We start from the raw sequence: 20,152 nt of genomic DNA on the forward strand, positions 1-20,152 counted from the left end.
GTCCAGCCGTGCTATGGTGACGCACGGCTGGACGCGCACTGCCCAGGCGAATGACGGTAGCTCCCATGCAGCGACCGTTAGCCAAAGGCCCCGTTGGACCCGCGCGATGAAGTCCCGTTTTCGGGCACGCACATCACTGCCAGGCATCGTCATCGTCTCGGCGGGAAGCATGGGATACCGCGCGAGGGAACAGACATGCCCAAGCGGCAAAACCCGTTGCAGAAGGATGCCCGGAAGCTCCAGCGGCGCACGGACTACACCTACACGCAGGCCCTGGACATCATCCGCCTGCTCCAGAAGCCCGCGGCACGATCGCCCCAGGAACTCACCTCGGTAGCCGAAGCTCTCCTCGCCGGCCAGGATCAGGTACACCTCTGCCCTGTCTACGGCGCTCTTCCCCCCGCGATGGTCGGCAAGCTGCGCTTCCACTACTTCATGGGCATCCATCGTCTCGGCAGCTACCTCACCAAAGACGACTGCCTGATCGGCCGTAAATCACGGCCGGCGGGCGACGCGGCGCCCGATGACGAGAGCCTCTCCTCTGCCTCGCACTCCCCCATCCCGGCGTACCGCCGTACGGCCAGAAACGGAGCACGCACCCCGATGACCGCTCAGCCCCTCACGGGCCAACCTCCCAGGGTCAACAAGAAGCAGCGGCTGAACGTCGCCGCGTACCTGTGCACCCCGCGACTCCTCGATGGCGCCACCGTCGTGGTCCGCGAGTTCGACAACGGGTTCAAGAACCTCTGGAGAGGCTTCGACCGCGCGTACAAGGACCTCGCCGGCCGAGAAGAGGTCCAGGCCCCCCACTCCATCGTCACGACCGCGCTGCGCTGCCTGACCGGCGGCTACGTCCACTTCGACCCCTGGGCCGGCGTCCTAGTCACCCGCGTCGAGATCGACGACGACACCCTCCGCGACGCCTTCACCCTCATGGTCGGCATGGCCATGGGCACGCCCATCGACCAGATCAGCCTCAACAATCCCGACCCGCTGGCCCTGAAGGTCGCCAACACCCCGCAGGAACACCGCCTCCTCGCCGACTACCTCATCACCAACGAGAACGGCCAGCCGGACGCCCCGGGCTGGGTGTACCGGACGGTGACGTGGGACCTGTCGATCCGCCTAGCGGCACGTCCATGGAAGGTTGACGGGCAGGAGATCACGCTCCGCCCGGACAGCGAGGGCGGCCTGGTCGCCTGGGGCCACCCCTGGTCGAACAAGAACGGCACCGCGCACGCCGTGGCGCGCGTCCGGCTGTCCATGAAGACCCTCCCCAACCTCTCCCACCCCGTGATCCTGGCCTCCTCCCAGGTGACACGCCTCAAGTCCAACATGGCCTACGCACGGAAGGTGCTGGTCGAGCAGGCCGACCCCGAACTCCCGCTGATCGAGGTCGAGCTGGACGGCCGCGGCAAGATCCGGCGGATCAACCGGATGGCGCTCCAGATCCTCGCCAAGCTCGGCATGGACTACACCACCCTGAGCCTCATCCAGAACCGGGCCCAGGCCGAGGCCGACCACGACGCCGCCACGCAAGACACCGAAAGCGGCGAGGGCGAGATCCGGGAAGCACTCCCCCCGATCGGCCCGGACAGCAAGATCCGCCCCATTCAGGCCAAGAGCTACAAGTTCCCCATCGGACGCGGCGTCGGCATGCACCACATGCGCGAACTGGACCGGCACATCCGCGACGTCTTCGGCGACGCCGCGACCAGCCCCGACATTCACCTGAACACCCGCGGGTTCCCCCGGAACGACCCGAAGAACCCTCTCCCCGCCCCGACCGAGGTGACCCGCTCCCTCACGTCCATGGGATACAAGCACCTGCGGATCGTGTGCCTGTGGAGCAAGGACGAGAACCGCACCCGCATGATCAACGGGCTCTGTGACGCCTACAACCTGCCCGCCACCAGCATCGACCCCATCGACGGCGTCCCCGTCCCGCTGCACGACGACACCGTCAGCGTCGTGTTCCACCACGCCCCCGCCTTCCTCGCACACGGCCCCGCCAAGGGCCGCGCCGGGCTGGTCGACGAACTCCCCTTCCTTCGCCGAGAACCGGGAACGCTCGTAGCGGTCTGGGCGGAGACCGAGTACACGGCCCAGTCCATCGAGGACACCACCGAGGAGGAGGCTGCCGAGAACCGGCGAGACCGGCGCCAGCGGGCGAAGAACGACGAGACCGACGCCAAGTACCAGGGACGCCGGATCATCGCCCAGAGGGGCATCGTGTCGCAGTACATCGCCGACATGAAGCAGACCAAGCGCAAGCGAGACCAGGGCAAGGACCACCAGGCGCTCTATTCCCTCGTCGACCTGCACCGCAACATCGGAATCCTCGACGAGCGCATCGACACGGCCCTGATCGACCCCATCGGCGCCCACGCCCCTCATGGCGTCGCACACGTCGGGATCCACGTACGCCGGCAGAGCAAGCAGCACCCCAAGGAGAAGGCGAAGATCTGCATCACCGCAGTCGCCCTGGTACCTCCTTCCGTAGAGGGAGACTCCTGGACCCTCCACGGCTGGAGCTACACCAGCCCGAAGTGGCAGCACTACAACGATGCCATCGCCGCCTTCCACGCCCTCGACTACCCGACCGGCAAGATGACCGAGCTGGTCGACGACAACCGGGGCTACAAGAAGGTCGCCGAGCAGATCGACCAGGCCCTCTCCGACCTGACCGTCCACATCGGCCGCCTCCCCTACACCGTCACCGTGGACGGAGTCGGAACCCGCAGGCTGTGGGGCGGCCTCCACAACAACAAGCAGGGCCTGGCCGGAGAAGCCGGAGACACCTGGCTCCCCGGCAGCACGCTGCGCCACCAGGACCGGCCCATCGCCGTGATCCGGATCAATAAGAGCGCGGGCGAGGTGCCGCAGCCGATCAGCGTCAGCCGGTTCGACGCGGACGGGAACTTGATCGGCGCAAACAGCACCACGACGTCGCTGTACCGGCTCGACACCGACCTCGGCCCCGCCACCTGGATCCTGTCGAACGTCCCTCACCAGTACGACGGGAACGGGGCGGGCCGCCTCGGCGGAGACAAGACCCGGTGGACCGCCGGCCACGGCTCCAATGAAAAGGGCAACATCTCGAAGAACGAGGTCGCCGCCAACTGGTACACGATGAACGGCACCGAGATCTACCCCGTGCCGCTGACGCCGGGGGTGGACCAGGAGGTGCTCGCGACCATCACCGCGCGCCTGTGCAACCGCCCCCTGGCATGGAGTAACCGAACGCGCTATCCCGTCCATCTCCACGCGGCCCAGCAGATGGACCTGGACCACCCGCAGTACCGCCGCACCGCTCCGCAGGAGGACAACGAGGCGGAAGCGACCGGCGACACGCAGCAGACCGCTGACCAGGAATAGCCCAGCCATCCCGGCAGAGACCGCGACGTAGAACCGCTGGGATGCCAACGTAGTGAACCGCGCAACCACGGGCGTCCCGCCATGCGGGGGCGACGATCGCTCAGAGCGGCTCGACCGAGGATGCCGAGGCAGCGGCACAACATAGCGGGGGATCGCCGGTCAGCCAACCGGCGATCCCCCACATCATTGATGCTCCACCGCCACTACCTGCCCGTACGTCGAGAGGCATCACCGAGACGATCATCGAATCAACGCGTGGAGTGCGACTGCCGAGACAGCCGCTGTAGTCTCACGCCGCCGCGTGGCTCGCGCGGAACAGCTCCTGGGCGCGCTCCAGGTCCCGCTCCGTGCGGAGCTGCACCTCCAGGTCGCCCGTGCCGTGGTGGCCGAGCCCCGTCACGTCCCGGGTGAACCCGGGAACCAGGTCGACCTTCTTAGGGTCGGCCTTGAGGTAGACGAGCAGCTTGGTCTGCTGCGGCGGGCAGACGCAGGCGAAGTTCCGCAGACGCTGGTACGCAACGTACTGCTTGCGCCGGACTCGGGTGACGCCGTCCCCGAGACCGAGCAGCGCCTCGTCGACCGCCACGGCCAGTTCCGCCATCGCTCCGCCCTGCCTTCGAGCCGTGGGCAGCCCCGCCGCGTGCCAGCGGGCCCGCCTGGTAGCGGGCGAGTGCCCGGCGACCGATGCCACGGTCTCAAGGCCGATGTGATCGTTGCCGAAGTACCGGTAGCGGACCAGGTCAATGCTGCACCGGTGCTCGCGTACGGCGTACGCGTCGTAGCGGGTGAAGTCACCGGCGACGCAAATCAGCCGGGGTGCGCTCCACAGGACCTGGGCCGCGGCCGAAGCCCCGAGCCGGTCGCTGACCAGGTTCCGGAAGGCGTCCTTGTGCGCCGTCGGCCACGCCATGTAGTAGAGGCCCTGATTGATCACGCCGGCCGCGGTGCCGCGCTTGTACTCCACGACCACGGGCGCCCCGTTCTCGTCGAGCCCTAGGAAATCGATCCGCCCTCCGTCGCCGCAGTCGATGACGTACTCGCTCGCGGGGAACGTGACGCCCAGTAACGTCTCCATATGCGCCTCGATGAGGCTCTGCACATCGACCTCGACCTGAGCAAGACGCGGCGTGACCTCGATCACGCCGCTCTTCGTCGTGTGGAACAGCTTCAGGCCCGACACCTTCCCCTCCTCGGCTAGGAGATCGACAACGTCGGGCATATGCAGGTTTGTTTCCACGAGAGGCTTCAACCTCGTGAAGAACGTGTGAGGGCGCGAAACTCGACAGGATCCGCTTGGCGTCACGGCCGCCGACCTGCCCCTAGCATGGTCGCGCAGGGCCCGCAACCCTACCAACTCGTCCTTGACGGGGCTGAAGGCGAAACGGCCGAACGCGCCGCGGCGACAGGTTCGCCGAACTCACCGAGCGGTGATGCCGGCGACGCAGGTGGCCAACAAGGTCATGCCGGCCATAGCAACCGTGAGGGGTACCGCGAGATGTGGGCGCGCGTGGACGACGTAGAACAACGCCCCGCCCAGCAGCAGGGTGAGCAGCAAGAGCAGGAAAACGATCAGCGCGACAGTGGTGGTCATGGGGTCCCTCGGTCGGTCCAGTGCAGGTGACCGATCATGGAAGACAGACGCGTGTTTCGGCACGCGCACACTGTTGCGAGTTTACGCAACGGCAGAGTGGGGTCGACGGAGGAGAGCGGATGTCGCAGGGGGAGCTGGCTCCGAAGGGACCGCGTACGATGGTCTTCCAGAAGGACGTCGACAGAGCCAAGGTCGGCCAAGAGCGTTATGAACTAGCTGTCGCTTTGCGTGATTTGGCTCAGCGACTTGGCGTGTCCCTGAGTCGCTACGCGGTGCGCGTCTCGTGGGACCGCTCCACCCTCTCCCGATTCTTCAGCGGAGCCTTGGTGCCTCCCGCCGAATTCGTCGAACAACTCCTCGAGAACGGCGACCGGGAGACCGGGACCGAGTTGACGCCGGCTGCCAAAGACTTGGTGCGCAAACTGCACCGGACCGCCCTGCGCGCTACGAGTCCGGCAAGTGGTGCCCTGCAGGACCTGCGGGACCAACTGGCAGAGGCCGACCGGGAGAGCCGCCATTTCCAGCAGGAGGCCCGACTCCTACGGGAGGTGATCCGCCGCGCGCAAGAGCAGCTCGACGAGCAACAGTTCCAGCTACGGCGGTTGGAGAACGCAGGGGCCGCCGAGCGCCTGGCGCACCGCATCGCACTTGAGCAACGGTCAGAGGACTTCGAGGCCATGCGCACCGAGCGGGATTCCCTGCGGGAGTCACTCGCTCGGCATAAGGCGGAGCTGGAGGAAGCCCAGCGCCGCGCCCGCGAAGCCGAGCTGCGGTGCGCCGTGCTGGAACGGCAACTGGAGACCGCCGAGACCGAAGCCGAGGAGGACGCGGCTCGGGGTGAGGCTGCAAGCGCCCTGTCGCTCAGGACCCTCCGCGCAGCTACTCCGACCAGACAGTCCGCGGCCGGTGACAGTGTCAGCTTTCATCTCGGCTTCGATGCGGCGCTGGGCGCCCGGCTCTGGCGGGCTTTTGACGAGCAGGCACCTGTACCGCTGGCCGAGGAGGAGCTGCGCAAGATGGTTCCGCGCCCCGGAATCTTCCAGCTGATCCGCAAGGTGCCGTACCTGTCACCAGAGCTTGTCTACGCGGGCAAGTCCGAGCGGCCCCTGCCGGACCACCTCGACACCCTCCGCCGGAAGATCCTGGGCCGAAGAGGGATCCTCCCGGAGGAGATGTACTTCACTTCCATGTACATCGAGGACGACATGTCGGCAGTCGCCCCCGAGCGGCTCGTCATCAGGTATCTCAAGGAGGAGCACGGCGCCCGGCTCCCTTGGAACCTCAACGGGTTCGGCAACAAGGACGCGGGCCGGGAACGGGACCAATCGGAACTCAGCCCCCAGCATTTCAACATGGTCCACCCGATCGACCTGGACTGGGCCCTCCGCGACGACGGAACGCGTCGAACGTGGCCTCCAAAGGACTTCGCCGATTTCATCAAGGCGGAGCTCCCCTATCGCTTCAGGCACAAGCTGGGACCCGAATACCTGGAAGCCGCTCCGCTGGTGGTCCCGCAGGGTCCGTTGTCCGCAGACACGGCATTCCGGCTCCTCGCTCGGAGCCTCGGCGATACATGGCAAATCAGCGCGCTCAAGGGGCACGTACTCCTGTACCAGGAGCACACGCAGTACCCCAATGCCGTCCGCTACTACCGGGGCGAAAGCGTACGGAACGCTGAGAGCCATCCCGAAAAAGCCGGTTCAGTCCGTTAGGTCCGGATCTCACAACTCGCCCGAGGTGCGACATCTAGACCAAGCACCTATGTCCAGCACAGAGGCCGTGCCGTCATTGCGTCGCTGTTCCCGAATCGACCGCGCAAGTTCTCGGCCCAGCCCTTCAGGGGCGTATCGCGGGCTCGGTTCGTGCCGCGTCCAGCCGAGCGGCGAGGGCGTCGGGGATCCCGGAGCGCCGAGGGCCTGTGAGCGGAAAGCATCGTGCGATTCCATGCGCGGCAGTGTGGCCTCGCTGATGGGGACCGGGCTCCAGGTGGTCACCACGGTCTGTACTCCCCAGCTGTCGGTACGGCTCGCCAGGCGCTTCTATCCTTTGAAGCGGTAACCCCAGCCGAATTGCAGGAGGAGCCATGATCGTTCACGAGCGCGGGTGCCCTCTGTACTCGGTGCACTGGCTTCGTCACGCCGTAGCCGCCGCCGGGATGCTGACGCACGAGAATCCCGACCCTGCTGCGGATCGGGGCAACGCTGAGGCCCTAACCGATGCCATCGCTCGATTCGCAGAACAGGACGACTGGGAAACAGTCACGCTCAAGGACATCGCTGACCACGCCACGCTCATGAACCAGGGGAAGTTCAGAAACGAGTGCACGTGCGGAGCGTTCAACTAGCGCGCCGATTAGGGGGGCCGTGCGCCCCGCCGGTGCGACCACCTGCTGCACGTCGGCACACCTTCGGGCGCACGGGGCGTCGAAAGTCATCACAGGCGCAGCAATCAGCAGATACTGCACGAACCCGATCGCCCGGCACACCGACGCCCTGCACCGCCAAGGCCACGCTCGGAGTGCGCCCGGCGAGCCACGAAGATCCCGGTGACATCCCATCAGAACGAGCGTCAAACGAGCGTCAAGATACGTCGGAGAGCGTCATTTCAGCGTCAAGATATCGCCCTTAACGCCCACACCGCACATAACGCACACCAGCTAAACCTGCAGGTCAGGCGCCCTTTCCGGCGGGTTCAAGGATCGCCACGCACTCCACATGATGCGTCATCGGGAACAGGTCGAACGCCCGCAGCGTCCGGGGCTTGTAGCCCGCCTCGCGGAAGTAGGCGAGGTCGCGGGCGAGGGCTGCCGGGTCGCAGGCCACGTAGGCGATGCGGCGGGGGGTCAAGGCGGCCAGGTGGTGGACCGTCTGCTTGCCGGCGCCGGCGCGGGGCGGGTCCAGGACGACGAGGTCGGCCTCCGTGATGCCCGTGCGGGGCAGGACCTGTTCGACCTTGCCCTGTTCGATGCGCACGCGGTCGAAGCCGGCCAGGTTGTGGCGGGCGTCCTCCACCGCGCGCTTGCCCGACTCGATGCCCAGGACCGCGCCCTTCTCGCCGACCCGGTCGGCCAGGGCGCCCGCGAACAGGCCCGCGCCGCAGTAGAGGTCCAGGGCCGTGTCGCCCTTGCGCGGGAGGAGGCCCTGCATGACCGCGCGGACCAGGGTGTCGGCGGCCTTCGGGTGGACCTGCCAGAAGCCGCCGTTGCCCACGCGGTACGTGCGGTCGTCGGCGCGCTCGCGGACGAACGGACGGCCGTGGACGCGGTGGACGCCGCCGTCCTTCTCCTCGACGCGGAGCACCGAGACCGGCTTGTCCAGTTCGACGAGGGGCAGGCGCGCGCCCGGGCGGGGCGTCAGGATGACCTGGCGGTCCTGGGAGCCTGTCGCCGCGATGGCCTCGATCGATGCCATGCCGGGCCAGGTGCGCTTCTCCACGCCCAGTTCCGTCACGCCCTCCGCCGCGATCATGCAGTGGTCGATGGGCTCCACCTCGTGCGAGCGGTGGCGGCGCAGGCCGGCGCGGCCCGACGCGTCGACCGCGTACTGGACCCGGGTGCGCCACTGCGGGACCTCGCCCGCCGGGAGCTTGTCGCCCTCCGCCGGGACGACCGTGCCGTCCCAGCCGGCCTCCTCGGGCGTCAGGCCCGCCAGGCGGTGCAGCTGCTCCGCGATGACCTCGCCCTTCAGGCGGCGCTGGGCGCCCGGCTTCGCGTGCTGCCAGTCGCAGCCGCCGCAGCGGCCCGGGCCCGCGTACGGGCAGGGTGCCTCGATCCGGTCCTTGGACGCGTCCAGGATCTTCACCGCGTCCGCGCGGAGGTAGCGGGACGTCTCCTCGCCCTCCGTGACCCGGGCGATCACCCGCTCGCCCGGCAGTGCGTGGCGGACGAACAGCACGCGGCCCGCCTCCGTGCGTGCGATGCAGTGGCCGCCGTGTGCGACGGGGCCGACCTCGACCTCGTACTCCTGCCCGGCCAGCGAGGACTCGGGGGCGTTCTTCGGCATGGCGGGACAGCTCCAGAGGGGGAAGGGGTTCTCGCGCCGGTTGGGCGACCAGCCCACCAGTGTACGTCGCGGCCGCGTCACTCCTCGCCGCTCGGCCCCGGCGCCTTCGGGCCCTGCTCCACCAGGCCGCGGCGCACCGCGCCGGGGGCGTTCCAGTCCTGGTGCTTCTTCGCGCGCTGCCTGGCCAGTTCGGAGGAGCGGAGCTGGTACGGGACGGAGGTGACCATGACGCCGGGGGTGAACAGCAGGCGGCCCTTGAGGCGCAGGGCGCTCTGGTTGTGCAGCAGGTGCTCGTACCAGTGGCCCACCACGTACTCGGGGATGATCACGCTCACCACGTCGCGCGGGCTCTCGCGGCGCAGGTTCTTGACGTACTCGACGACGGGGCGGGTGATCTCCCGGTACGGCGAGTCGAGGATCTTCAGCGGGACGTTGATGCCGCGGCGGTCCCACTCGGCCTGCAGGGCCTTGGTCTCGTCGGGGTCGACGTTGATGCTGAGGGCCTCCAGCCGGTCGGAGCGCATCAGCTTGGCGTACGCGACCGCGCGCAGCGTCGGGCGGTGGATCTTCGACACCAGGACGATGGAGTGGACGCGGGACGGGCGGAGGCTGTCGTCGCTCGGGCCCTCGGGCGCGGCCAGCTCGTCCGAGACCCGGTCGTAGTGCTTACGGATCGCGGTCATCGTCACGTAGAAGATCGCCATGCCGACCAGCGACACCCACGCGCCGTGCTCGAACTTGGTCACGAGGACCACGATCAGCACGAGGCCGGTGAAGAAGGCGCCGAAGGTGTTGATCGCGCGGGAGCGGATCATGCGGCGGCGCGCCGCCGGGTTGGTCTCGGTGCGCAGATGGCGGTTCCAGTGCCGGACCATGCCGGTCTGGCTGAGCGTGAACGAGACGAAGACGCCGACGATGTAGAGCTGGATGAGGCGGGACGAGTCGGCGCCGTACACGTAGACGAGCACCGCGGCGGCGCCGGCGAGGAGCACGATGCCGTTGGAGAAGGCGAGCCGGTCGCCGCGCGTGTGCAGCTGGCGGGGCAGGTAGCGGTCCTGGGCGAGGATCGAGCCGAGCAGCGGGAAGCCGTTGTACGCCGTGTTGGCGGCGAGGAACAGGACGAGCGCGGTCGCGGCGGCGAGCAGGATGAACGGGATGCTGCCGTGGCCGAAGACGGCGGCCGCGACCTGCGAGATGACCGGCTCCTGCGTGTACTCCGGGCCGACCGGGGTGCCGTCGCGGAGCAGGTCGGTGGCCGGGTGCTCGGCCATCTTGACGTCCGTCGCCAGGGCGAGGCCGATGATGCCGCAGAACATGGTGACGGCGAAGCCGCCCATGAGTGCGAGGGTCGTCGCGGCGTTGCGGCTCTTCGGCTTGCGGAAGGCGGGGACGCCGTTGCTGATGGCCTCGACGCCGGTGAGCGCGGCGCAGCCGGACGAGAAGGCCCGCAGCAGGAGGAAGAACAACGCGAAGCCCGCCAGGCCCTGGTGTTCCGCCTTGATCTCCAGGTCGGCCGTCGGGGCCTGCATGGTGTCGCCCAGCACGAGGCCGCGGAAGGCGCCCCAGGCGATGAGGGCGAAGACGCCGGAGACGAAGACGTACGTCGGGATGGCGAAGAGCCGGCCGGACTCCTTCACCCCGCGCAGGTTCATCAGGGTCAGCAGCACGATGATGACGACGGCGGACGCCGTCTTGTGCTCGACGACGAACGGGATGGCGGAGCCCAGGTTCTCGACGCCGGACGAGATGGACACGGCGACGGTCAGGACGTAGTCGACGAGGAGCGCGCTCGCGACGCCGAGGCCGGCCTTCGGTCCGAGGTTGGTGTTGGCCACCTCGTAGTCGCCGCCGCCGCTGGGGTAGGCGTGCACGTTCTGCCGGTACGAGGCGACGACCGTGAACATGAGGATCACGACGGCCGCCGCGATCCAGGGGCTGAACGCGTAGGCCGACGCGCCCGCGATGGAGAGGACCAGCAGGACTTCGCCCGGGGCGTACGCGACCGACGACAGCGGGTCGGAGGCGAAGACGGGGAGCGCGATGCGTTTCGGCAGCAGCGTCTCGCCCAGCCTGTCGCTCCGGAGGGCCCGGCCGATCAGGATGCGTTTGGGCACGTCGGTCAGTTTGGACACGCAGGGGATCGTAAGCGTTCGAATCGCGCCACGCCCACTCGCGGGCCGTCCTGACGCCGGTGAGGGCAACCGGAAGATCGGGGCATAAGCTCGACACGAGACCGTGCGGCATGCGGGCAGTGACCGCCCGCAGGGTGAGAGAGAAGAGTGAGCAGGGTGTTTTCGCACGTCAGCAGGGTGACCAGGAGTGCGGGGTAGGCGAACGTGCATATTGTGATCATGGGCTGCGGGCGTGTCGGCGCGGCGCTGGCCCAGACCCTGGAGCAGCAGGGACACACAGTCGCCGTCGTCGACCAGGACCCGACGGCCTTCCGCCGCCTGGGCTCCGGGTTCGGCGGTCGCCGGGTGACCGGTGTGGGCTTCGACCAGGACACCCTGCGCGAGGCGGGCATCGAGGAGGCAGGGGCGTTCGCCGCGGTCAGCAGCGGTGACAATTCCAACATCATCGCGGCGCGTGTGGCGCGCGAGATGTTCGGCATCGAGAACGTCGCGGCCCGTATCTACGACCCCCGGCGCGCCGAGGTGTACCAGCGGCTGGGCATCCCGACGGTCGCCACGGTCCGCTGGACCGCCGACCAGATGCTGCGGCGGCTGCTGCCGTCCGGCGCGGAGCCGCTGTGGCGGGATCCGAGCGGCGGTGTGCAGCTCGCGGAGGTGTACGCGTCGCCGGCCTGGATCGGCCACAAGGTGAGCAGGATCCAGGAGGAGACGGGCGTACGGGTCGCCTTCCTCACCCGGCTCGGTGAGGCCGTGCTGCCGACGTCGCAGACGGTGCTGCAGGAGGGCGATCTGGTGCACGTGATGATGCGGACGGACGAGGTCGAGAAGGTCGAGGCGGCGTTCGCCCACGGGCCCGAGGAAGGCGGTCACTGATGCGGGTCGCGATCGCGGGTGCGGGTGCGGTGGGTCGTTCCATCGCGGGTGAGCTGCTGGAGAACGGGCACGAGGTGCTCCTGATCGACAAGGCGCCGACCGCCATCTCGGTGGAGCGGGTGCCGCAGGCGGAGTGGCTGCTGGCCGACGCCTGCGAGATCACGTCCCTGGACGAGGCGGCGCTGCAGCGCTGCAACGTGGTCATCGCGGCGACGGGCGATGACAAGGTGAACCTGGTCGTGTCGCTGCTCGCGAAGACCGAGTACGGGGTGCCCAGGGTCGTCGCCCGGGTCAACAACCCGAAGAACGAGTGGCTGTTCAACGAGGCGTGGGGCGTGGACGTCGCGGTGTCGACGCCGCGGCTGATGTCGGCGCTGGTGGAGGAGGCGGTGAGCGTCGGTGACCTGGTCCGGCTGCTGCGCTTCAGCCACGGCGACGCGAACCTGGTCGAGCTGACCCTGCCGCCGGAGTCGGCGCTCGCCGGTACGCCGGTGGGGGATGTGGCGTGGCCGGAGGACACGTCGCTGGTGACGATCATCCGTGGGTCGCGGGTGCTCACGCCGAGCCCGGAGGAGACGCTGGAGGCGGGGGACGAGCTGCTGTTCGTCGCGGCCCAGGCGCGTGAGGAGCAGTTGGAGGACCTGCTGTCGGTACGGCGCGCGGACGCCGGCTGACGCGGGCGGGGCCCGNCCCGGGCCCCGCCCGCGTCGGCGTATCCGTGGACGTCAGGCGTCGCGCTCGCGCGCGGCGGCCGCCTGGGCCTCGCGTTCCTTCTCGGCGCGCTCGGCCTCCTCCATCTCCGCGAAGACGTCGATCGGCGGCGGCGCCTTCGCCAGGAAGACCCAGGTCAGGTAGACCGCGAGCAGGAACGGCGGGATCTTCAGGGCGACCAGGACCCAGCCCAGCTTCTCCGTGTCGGCCCACCAGTACAGCGGGAAGAGGATCGCGCACTTGCCGAGCAGGATGAGGCCCCAGGCCCAGCTCGCCTTCGCGTACGCCTTCTTCCGGCCCGGGTTGCGGGTGCGCCAGGACAGGTTCTCCTTGAAGATCGGGCCGAGGATCAGACCGATCAGCGGCGCTCCGGCGAGCGTGGTGATGATGTACGCGAGGCCCATGCCCAGCGTGTACAGCATGCCGGGCAGGTAGAAGTCCTTCGCGTTGCCCGTCATCAGCGCGAAGACCACACCGAAGGCGACCCCGAAGACGCCGCTGAACGCGTGCTTGACGGTGTCGCGGCGGATCAGGCGTACGGCGACGAGCAGCAGCGAGACGGCGAGGGCCGAGAGGGCCGAGACGTGGACGTCCTTGTTGATCGTGTAGATCGTGACGAAGAGGAGGCCGGGGAGGACGGTCTCCACCATGCCGCGCAGGCCGCCGAACGCCTCGAAGAGCGCGGCCTCGGTCACCGCCTTCACGTCCTGGGCGTCCTGGCCGTCGCGGCCGTCCCCGCCGTGCTGGCCGTGGTGTTCGGTGGTCGGCTTGTCGAGTGACGTCACCGGCTACTCCTGTCCGAGCGGTCGGAGTTCGTATTTCGGATTGAAGAGGACCCTGCGGCCCTGGCTCATGCAGATCCGGCCGGAGGCGATGAGCCTGCGGCCCGGTTCTATGCCGACGATGGAGCGCCGGCCGAGCCACACCACGTCCAGCGGGGCGGTGCCGTCGAAGAGCTCGGCCTCCAGCGCCGGCACTCCGGCCCGCGGACGCAGGGTGACCGTCCGCAAGGTACCAGTCACCTTCACGATCTGGCGGTCTCCGCAGTCCGATATACGGGTGCAGCCGGCCGCTTCCGCGTCCTCCTGGAGCTCCTCGGACTCCAGCTCGCCCTGCGAACTGGACAGCCGGTCCAGCATGCGGCGCAAGCGGCCTCCGGGCTTGCCTGTACGCGGTGCAGCACTCATACAGAAAGCCTACCGGCCGCTTCCGACAGCCCTGATCGCCCGGCAGCACGCGGCTCAGCGCTCGAACCGGTACCCCATCCCCGGCTCCGTGATGAAGTGCTTCGGGTGCGACGGGTCCGTCTCCAGCTTGCGGCGCAGCTGGGCCATGTACACCCGCAGGTAGTTGGTCTCGGTGCCGTACGAAGGGCCCCACACCTCCTGGAGGAGCTGCTTCTGGCTGACGAGGCGGCCGCCGTTGCGGACGAGGACCTCCAGCAGGTGCCACTCGGTCGGGGTCAGCCGTACGTCCCTGCCGTCCCGGTGGACCTTCTTCGCGGCGAGGTCGACCGTGAACGCCTCCGTCTCGACGACCACGACGTCGCCGTCGCCGCCCCCCACCGGCTCGGCGCGGCGGACGGCGGCGCGGAGCCGGGCCAGCAGCTCGTCCATGCCGAACGGCTTGGTGACGTAGTCGTCGGCGCCGGCGTCGAGTGCCTCGACCTTCTCGTCGGAGGTGTGGCGGGCGGACAGCACGAGGATCGGGACGCGGGTCCAGCCGCGCAGGCCCTTGATGACGTCGACGCCGTCCATGTCGGGCAGGCCGAGGTCGAGGACGACCACGTCGGGGTGGCGGTTGGCGGCCAGTTCGAGGGCGGTGGCGCCGTCGGGCGCGGCGTCGACCTCGTACTTGCGTGCCTTCAGGTTGATCACGAGGGCGCGTACGATCTGCGGCTCGTCGTCGACCACGAGCACCCGCGTCATGAGTGGCCTGCTTTCTGTCGGTGGATCGGATCGGTCGTACGGTCCGCTGTACGGTCCGGTGTGCCGGTGGCGGCGGCGCTGAGCGTGAGGACCATCGTGAGGCCGCCGCCCGGGGTGTCCTCGGCGGTGAGCGTGCCGTCCATGGCCTCGGCGAAGCCGCGGGCGACGGCCAGGCCGAGGCCCACTCCGGCGCCCCGCGGGGCGTCGCCGTACCGCTGGAACGGTGCGAAGATCCGTTCCTTCGCGTCGTCCGGGACGCCGGGGCCGCGGTCGATGACACGCAGTTCGACGCGGTCGGCGTGGGCGCTGGCCGAGACGAGGACGCGGCTGTCGTCGGGCGCGTACTTGACGGCGTTCTCGACGAGGTTGGCGACGGCGCGTTCGAGGAGGCCGCGGTCGACGGTGACCATCGGGAGGGTCTCGGGGATGTCGAGGGCGACGCTGCCCTCGGGGACGCCGCCGAGCGCCATGGGCACGACCTCGTCGAGGTCGGTCTCGCGGAGCAGGGGCGTGACGGTGCCGGTCTGCAGGCGGGACATGTCGAGGAGGTTGCCGACGAGGTGGTCGAGGCGGTCGGCGCCGTCCTCGATGCCTTCGAGGAGGTCGGCCCGGTCCTCGTCGGACCATTCGACGTCGTCGGAGCGGAGGGAGGATACGGCGGCCTTGATGGCGGCGAGTGGCGTACGCAGGTCGTGCGAGACGGCGGCCAGCAGAGCCGTACGGATCTTGTTGCCCTCCGCGAGCCTGCGGGCCTCCTCGGCCTGGCCGACGAGCCGCTGGCGGTCCAGGACGACGGCCGCCTGCGCGGCGAAGGCGCCGAGGACGCGGCGGTTCTCGGCGGGCAGGACGCGGCCGGTGAGGGCGAGGGCCAGGCGGTCGCCGACGGGCATGTCCACGTCGGCGTCCTCGGGACGGTCCGGCGGGCGGCCGGGTCCCGCGTGGGCGGCGCAGGTCCAGGGGGTGTGGTCGTCGGGGCGTTCGAGGAGGGCGACGGACTCCACGGCGAAGGTCTCGCGGACCCGCTGGAGCAGGGCGTCGAGCGTGGTCTCGCCGCGCAGGACGCTGCCCGCGAGGAAGGAGAGGATCTCCGACTCGGCGCGCAGCCGGGCCGCCTGGTGGGTGCGGCGGGCCGCCACGTCCACGACGGAGGCCACGGAGACGGCGACCGCGAAGAAGACCGTGATCGCGACGATGTTCTCCGGGTCCGCGATGGTCCAGGTGCGGGTGGGGGGTGTGAAGTACCAGTTGAGGAGCAGCGACCCGACGGTGGCGGAGGCGAGGGCGGGGAGCAGTCCGCCGAGCAGCGCGGCGCCCACGGTGAGGGTGAGGAACAGCAGCATGTCGTTGGCCAGGCCTGGGCCGTCGTCGACACCGGCCATCGCCCAGGTGAGCAGGAAGGGACCGAGGACGCCGACGGCCCAGGCCCAGATGCTGCGGGGGCGGCTGAGGCGTGCCCGGCTGGCGGCGGGCAGCCCGTGCCGGTATCCGGGGGCGGGGCCGTTGCCGTTGCCGGGGTCGTGTCCGGGGCCGGGGACGTGTGCGGGGCCGTGCCCCTGGCCGTATCCGGCGCTCCGGCCGCGCCCGGCGGCGCCGTGGGTGACGATGTGGACGTCGAGGTCGGGGCCCGAGTCGCGGGCGACGGTGGCGCTGACGCCTGGCCCGAAGACGTACTGCCAGGCCTTGCGGCGGCTGGCGCCGAGGACGATCTGCGTGGCGTTGTGGCCGCGCGCGAACTCCAGCAGCGCGGACGGTATGTCGTCGCCGACGACGTGGTGGAAGGTGCCGCCGAGGTCCTCCACGAGGGTCCGCTGGACGGCGAGCTCCTTGGGGGACGCGGAGGACAGGCCGTCGCTGCGGGCTATGTAGACCGCGAGGACCTCGCCGCCCGCGCCCTTCTCGGCGAGCCGGGCGGCGCGGCGTATGAGCGTACGGCCTTCGGGGCCGCCCGTGAGGCCGACGACGATGCGCTCGCGGGAGCCCCAGATCGTCGAGACGCGGTGGTCCTTGCGGTACTGCTGGAGGTACTCGTCGACGCGGTCGGCGGTCCAGAGCAGGGCGAGTTCGCGGAGGGCCGTGAGGTTGCCGGGGCGGAAGTAGTTGGAGAGGGCGGCGTCGACCTTGTCGGGCTGGTAGACGTTGCCGTGGGCCATGCGGCGGCGCAGGGCCTGCGGCGACATGTCGACCAGCTCGATCTGGTCGGCGTGCCGGACGACCTCGTCGGGGACCGTCTCCTGCTGCCGTACGCCGGTGATGGACTCGACGACGTCGCCGAGGGACTCCAGGTGCTGGATGTTGACGGTGGAGACGACGTCGACGCCGGCGGCCAGCAGCTCCTCGACGTCCTGCCAGCGCTTGGCGTTGCGGGAGCCGGGCACGTTGGTGTGGGCCAGCTCGTCGACCAGGGCGACGGCGGGGCGCCGCGCCAGGACGGCGTCCACGTCCATCTCGGTGAACGCCGCGCCGCGGTGCTCGACGATCCGGCGGGGCACCTGCTCCAGGCCGGCGAGCAGGGCCTCGGTGCGCGGGCGGGCGTGGTGCTCGACGAGGGCGACGACGCAGTCCGTGCCCCGCTCGACCCGGCGGTGCGCCTCGGACAGCATCGCGTACGTCTTGCCGACGCCCGGTGCCGCACCGAGGTAGATCCGTAGCTTGCCGCGTCCCATGGCCTCATTGTCTTTCGAGCACTGCTGACTGCGCAGCGTCGACCTTACGGCCAGAGATGGTGCCAAATCGGACGGGGGCGGGCCTTTCGCGGGCGTCTTGACAGGATTCTGACACCACGGACCCGGGCAACCCCGTACGCCCGGGCCGCGGAGCCCGGGCTCGTGGGTCAGCGGACCTCGGTGATCTCCGGGCCGCGCTGCAGGTTCCCCATGTCGCCGGAGAAGCGCGAAGCGCCCTGGTTGTCCGTCTGGACGCCCTCGGGGACCATCTGCGCGTCGTTCGGCAGCTTCAGGACGATCGGGTCGCGCGGGGCCATCGGGCCCTCGCCGCGGACGACCACGGTGTCGCGGAAGATCTGCTCCAGGAGCCCGGCGGCCTGCGGCTGGACGGCGCCCTGCCCGGAGATGACACCGCGCAGGAACCAGCGGGGGCCGTCCACGCCCACGAAGCGCACCAGCTGTACACCGCCGGTGCCGTCCGGGAGCTGGACCGGGACCTGGGCGCGCAGCTCCCAGCCGAGGCTGCCCTCGATCTCGTCGATGACGCCGCCCTGCTGGGTGATGCCCGAGGCGATCTCCTCGCGGACCTCGCCCCAGATGCCCTCCTTCTTGGGCGCGGCGAACGCCTGCAGCTGGACCGCGCTGTCGCGCAGCACCACCGTGGCGGCGACGATGGCGTCGCCCGCGACCTCGACGCGCAGCTCCATGCCCTCGACCGCGGGCACGAACAGACCGCCCAGGTCGACCCGGCCGTCGTCGGGCTTGGAGACCTCGGAGATGTCCCACGGTCCGTCGGGGCGGGGCGCCGGCGGGAGGTTCACCCGGCGGGGGCCGGCCTCCTCGTCCGTCTCCTCGTCGGTGTCGACCTCGTCGACCGCGTCGACGACCTGCTCGGCCTCGCTCGCCGCGTTGTCGGCGGCACGGCTCTTCTTGCGACGTCCGAACACGTCACTGTCCTTCCCGGTCGGATACGACCGCTGCGTATGGGTTCCCACCCGTCCAGCCCTCCACGGCGGCATGACCGCCGGTGGACCCGAAGCCCCCCTCGGCCCGTGCCGAGCCGGGAAGCTCCGCCACCTCGTGGAAGCGGACCTTCTCGACTTGCTGAACGACCAGCTGGGCGATCCGGTCGAACCTCTCGAACCGGACGCTCTCGCGCGGGTCCAGGTTGACCACGACCACCTTGATCTCTCCACGGTACCCGGCATCGACCGTCCCCGGGGCATTCACGAGACCCACGCCCAGCCGGGCGGCGAGCCCGGAACGCGGGTGTACGAAGGCCGCGTACCCGTCCGGGAGGGCGATCGACACCCCGGTGGGAAGAATGGCGCGTTCTCCGGGGCCGAGTTCCGCGGCCTCGGTGGTGTGGAGGTCCGCGCCCGCGTCGCCGGGGTGCGCGTACGCGGGGAGCGGCACCTCCGGGTCCAGGCGGCGGATCAGCACGTCGACAGGGTTACGCATCAGGGGTTCACCTCGAAGGCGCGGGTGCGCCGGACCTGGTCGGGGTCGGCCATGGCCGCCTGGATCTCCTCAGGGCGGCCGTTGTCGATGAAGTGATCGACCTTGACCTCGATGAAGAGGGCTTCGGCGCGTACGGCGACGGGGCCGTCGGGCCCGCCGATCCGGCCGGTGGCCGTGGAGTAGATCTTGCGGCCGTGGACGGCGGTGACCTCGGCCTCCAGGTGGAGCACGGTGCCGACGGGGACGGGCCGCGCGAAGTCGGTCTCCAGGCGGCCGGTGACGGCGATGACCCGCAGCAGCCAGTTCAGGGAGCCGAGCGTCTCGTCCAGGGCGGTGGCCAGGACGCCGCCGTGGGCGAGGCCGGGGGCGCCCTGGTGGTCGGGGGTCACGGTGAACTCGGCGGTGACGGTCACGCCCTCGCCGGCCCTGGCCGCCAGGTGCAGCCCGTGCGGCTGGCCGCCGCCGCAGCCGAAGCAGTGCGCGTAGTGGGCCCCGAGGAGCTCTCCTGGCGGGGGTGCCTCAGGGTGCCGTACGGGCGGTCCGGCCTCGGCGGGAGGCGTCAGTGCAGTGCTCACAGGCGCAGACCTTACCCGCGCGGCGGGCCGGGGGTCGCGCCGTGCCAAGCTTGGACGCATGCAGCCTTCCGTCCAGCCTTCGGCCAAGCCCTCGGCCCAGCCGTCGGCTCCACAGTACGACGAACGTCTGACCGCCCCGGGTTCCTGGTGGCTGATCGCCGCCCTGCTGGGGCTCTCGGGCGGTCTGGTGCTGATGCCGCTGGGCACGGTCCCGGCGCTCGCCGGGGTGATCGGCGCCGGTGCGCTCGCGGCGGTCGGCGTGAGTTCGTACGGCTCCGCCCGCGTCCGCGTGGTGGCGGGCTCTCTGGTGGCGGGTGACGCCCGCATCCCGGTGGAGGCCCTGGGCGAGCCGCAGGTGCTGGACGCGGAGGAGGCGCGGGCCTGGCGTACGCACAAGGCGGACCCGCGGGCGTTCATGCTGCTGCGCGGTTATGTCGCGACGGCGGTACGGGTGGAGGTCACGGACCCGGCGGACCCGACGCCGTACGTCTACGTGTCGACCCGCGCCCCGGAGGCCCTGGCGAGGGCCCTACGGCAGCTCCGCGACGCCGACGACGGCAGGGACACGGTCAACGGCACGGCCACAGGCTCAGGCACGGCCGCCGAGGCGTGACGGGGTCCGGGCCTGACGGGGTCCGGAGGCGACGCGGCCCGAGGGGCGACGGGCCCGAGGGGCGACGGGCCCGAGGGGCGACGGGCCCGAGGGGCGACGGGCCCGAGGCGACGTGGCCCAAGGGGGTCGGGAGGCCCGGGGACCGCGGCCTGACGGGGCCCGGGCCTGACAGGGTCGGAGGCGACGTGGCCCGAAGGGCGACGGACCCGAGGCGACGTGGCCCGAG

17 protein-coding genes are annotated in these 20,152 nt (G+C 70.1%); 6 read left to right on the forward strand and 11 right to left on the reverse strand.

Features of this window, described 5'->3' with window-relative positions; translation table 11 throughout:
- Nucleotides 1–195 precede the first annotated feature (195 nt).
- The gene (locus HTZ82_RS30280) at nt 196–3,378 is read left to right on the forward strand and encodes an RNaseH domain-containing protein (RefSeq protein WP_175412593.1); all 3,183 of its coding nucleotides are present in this window, start codon (nt 196–198) and stop codon (nt 3,376–3,378) included.
- Between the two features lie 289 nt (nt 3,379–3,667).
- Here HTZ82_RS30280 and HTZ82_RS30285 read toward each other — a convergent pair whose 3' ends face one another.
- Both HTZ82_RS30285 and HTZ82_RS30290 read right to left on the reverse strand, forming a co-directional pair.
- On the reverse strand, nt 3,668–4,558 hold the full coding sequence (locus HTZ82_RS30285; RefSeq protein WP_175412594.1) for a DUF5655 domain-containing protein: 891 nt from the start codon (nt 4,556–4,558) through the stop codon (nt 3,668–3,670).
- Between the two features lie 237 nt (nt 4,559–4,795).
- A complete protein-coding gene (locus HTZ82_RS30290; protein WP_175412595.1) occupies nt 4,796–4,969 on the reverse strand; it encodes a hypothetical protein in 174 nt (57 codons plus the stop codon).
- Nucleotides 4,970–5,127: 158 nt separating this feature from the next.
- Between HTZ82_RS30290 and HTZ82_RS30295 the strand changes: the two genes are divergently transcribed.
- Nucleotides 5,128–6,681, forward strand: a complete 1,554-nt coding sequence (locus HTZ82_RS30295; RefSeq protein WP_175412596.1) for a helix-turn-helix domain-containing protein — start codon at nt 5,128–5,130, stop codon at nt 6,679–6,681.
- Nucleotides 6,682–7,052: 371 nt separating this feature from the next.
- Nucleotides 7,053–7,313: a hypothetical protein gene (locus HTZ82_RS30300; protein WP_175412597.1), complete on the forward strand. Its 261-nt coding sequence runs from the start codon at nt 7,053–7,055 to the stop codon at nt 7,311–7,313.
- A gap of 325 nt (nt 7,314–7,638) precedes the next feature.
- Here HTZ82_RS30300 and HTZ82_RS30305 read toward each other — a convergent pair whose 3' ends face one another.
- A complete protein-coding gene (locus HTZ82_RS30305; RefSeq protein ID WP_175412598.1) occupies nt 7,639–8,970 on the reverse strand; it encodes a class I SAM-dependent RNA methyltransferase in 1,332 nt (443 codons plus the stop codon).
- Nucleotides 8,971–9,047: 77 nt separating this feature from the next.
- Nucleotides 9,048–11,102, reverse strand: coding sequence for an APC family permease (locus tag HTZ82_RS30310; protein ID WP_175412599.1), 2,055 nt, complete (start codon nt 11,100–11,102; stop codon nt 9,048–9,050).
- 204 nt (nt 11,103–11,306) lie between these two features.
- Between HTZ82_RS30310 and HTZ82_RS30315 the strand changes: the two genes are divergently transcribed.
- Nucleotides 11,307–11,975, forward strand: a complete 669-nt coding sequence (locus tag HTZ82_RS30315; protein ID WP_175412600.1) for a TrkA family potassium uptake protein — start codon at nt 11,307–11,309, stop codon at nt 11,973–11,975.
- Complete coding sequence (locus HTZ82_RS30320) at nt 11,975–12,649, forward strand: TrkA family potassium uptake protein (protein WP_175412601.1); 675 nt, start codon at nt 11,975–11,977, stop codon at nt 12,647–12,649. Before HTZ82_RS30315 ends, HTZ82_RS30320 begins: the two co-directional genes overlap by 1 nt.
- Nucleotides 12,650–12,700: 51 nt before the next feature.
- Here the strand turns inward: HTZ82_RS30320 and HTZ82_RS30325 are convergent, their stop codons facing one another.
- From HTZ82_RS30325 to HTZ82_RS30355, 7 genes are all read right to left on the reverse strand, one after another.
- On the reverse strand, nt 12,701–13,471 hold the full coding sequence (locus HTZ82_RS30325) for a DUF3159 domain-containing protein (RefSeq protein ID WP_175412602.1): 771 nt from the start codon (nt 13,469–13,471) through the stop codon (nt 12,701–12,703).
- Nucleotides 13,472–13,474: 3 nt separating this feature from the next.
- Nucleotides 13,475–13,873 carry an OB-fold nucleic acid binding domain-containing protein gene (locus HTZ82_RS30330; protein WP_175412603.1) on the reverse strand — a complete coding sequence of 133 codons (399 nt, stop codon included), beginning with the start codon at nt 13,871–13,873 and terminating at the stop codon, nt 13,475–13,477.
- A 54-nt stretch (nt 13,874–13,927) separates the two neighbouring features.
- The gene (locus HTZ82_RS30335; RefSeq protein WP_175412604.1) at nt 13,928–14,614 is read right to left on the reverse strand and encodes a response regulator; all 687 of its coding nucleotides are present in this window, start codon (nt 14,612–14,614) and stop codon (nt 13,928–13,930) included.
- Nucleotides 14,611–17,277: a sensor histidine kinase KdpD gene (locus HTZ82_RS30340; RefSeq protein WP_175412605.1), complete on the reverse strand. Its 2,667-nt coding sequence runs from the start codon at nt 17,275–17,277 to the stop codon at nt 14,611–14,613. Before HTZ82_RS30340 ends, HTZ82_RS30335 begins: the two co-directional genes overlap by 4 nt.
- Nucleotides 17,278–17,444: 167 nt before the next feature.
- Nucleotides 17,445–18,224: a DUF3710 domain-containing protein gene (locus HTZ82_RS30345; RefSeq protein WP_175412606.1), complete on the reverse strand. Its 780-nt coding sequence runs from the start codon at nt 18,222–18,224 to the stop codon at nt 17,445–17,447.
- Nucleotide 18,225: 1 nt separating this feature from the next.
- Nucleotides 18,226–18,738 (reverse strand): dUTP diphosphatase, encoded by a 513-nt coding sequence (gene dut / locus HTZ82_RS30350; RefSeq protein ID WP_175412607.1) that lies wholly within the window; start codon nt 18,736–18,738, stop codon nt 18,226–18,228.
- Nucleotides 18,738–19,313, reverse strand: a complete 576-nt coding sequence (locus tag HTZ82_RS30355; RefSeq protein WP_175412608.1) for a PaaI family thioesterase — start codon at nt 19,311–19,313, stop codon at nt 18,738–18,740. The genes dut and HTZ82_RS30355 overlap by 1 nt, the downstream gene beginning before the upstream one ends.
- A gap of 58 nt (nt 19,314–19,371) precedes the next feature.
- On the opposite strand from HTZ82_RS30355, the gene HTZ82_RS30360 reads away from it, so the two are divergent.
- Nucleotides 19,372–19,926, forward strand: coding sequence for a DUF3093 domain-containing protein (locus HTZ82_RS30360; RefSeq protein ID WP_175412609.1), 555 nt, complete (start codon nt 19,372–19,374; stop codon nt 19,924–19,926).
- Nucleotides 19,927–20,152: the final 226 nt, after the last annotated feature.

This window comes from Streptomyces sp. TRM64462 (assembly GCF_013362995.1).
Lineage (GTDB): Bacteria > Actinomycetota > Actinomycetes > Streptomycetales > Streptomycetaceae > Streptomyces.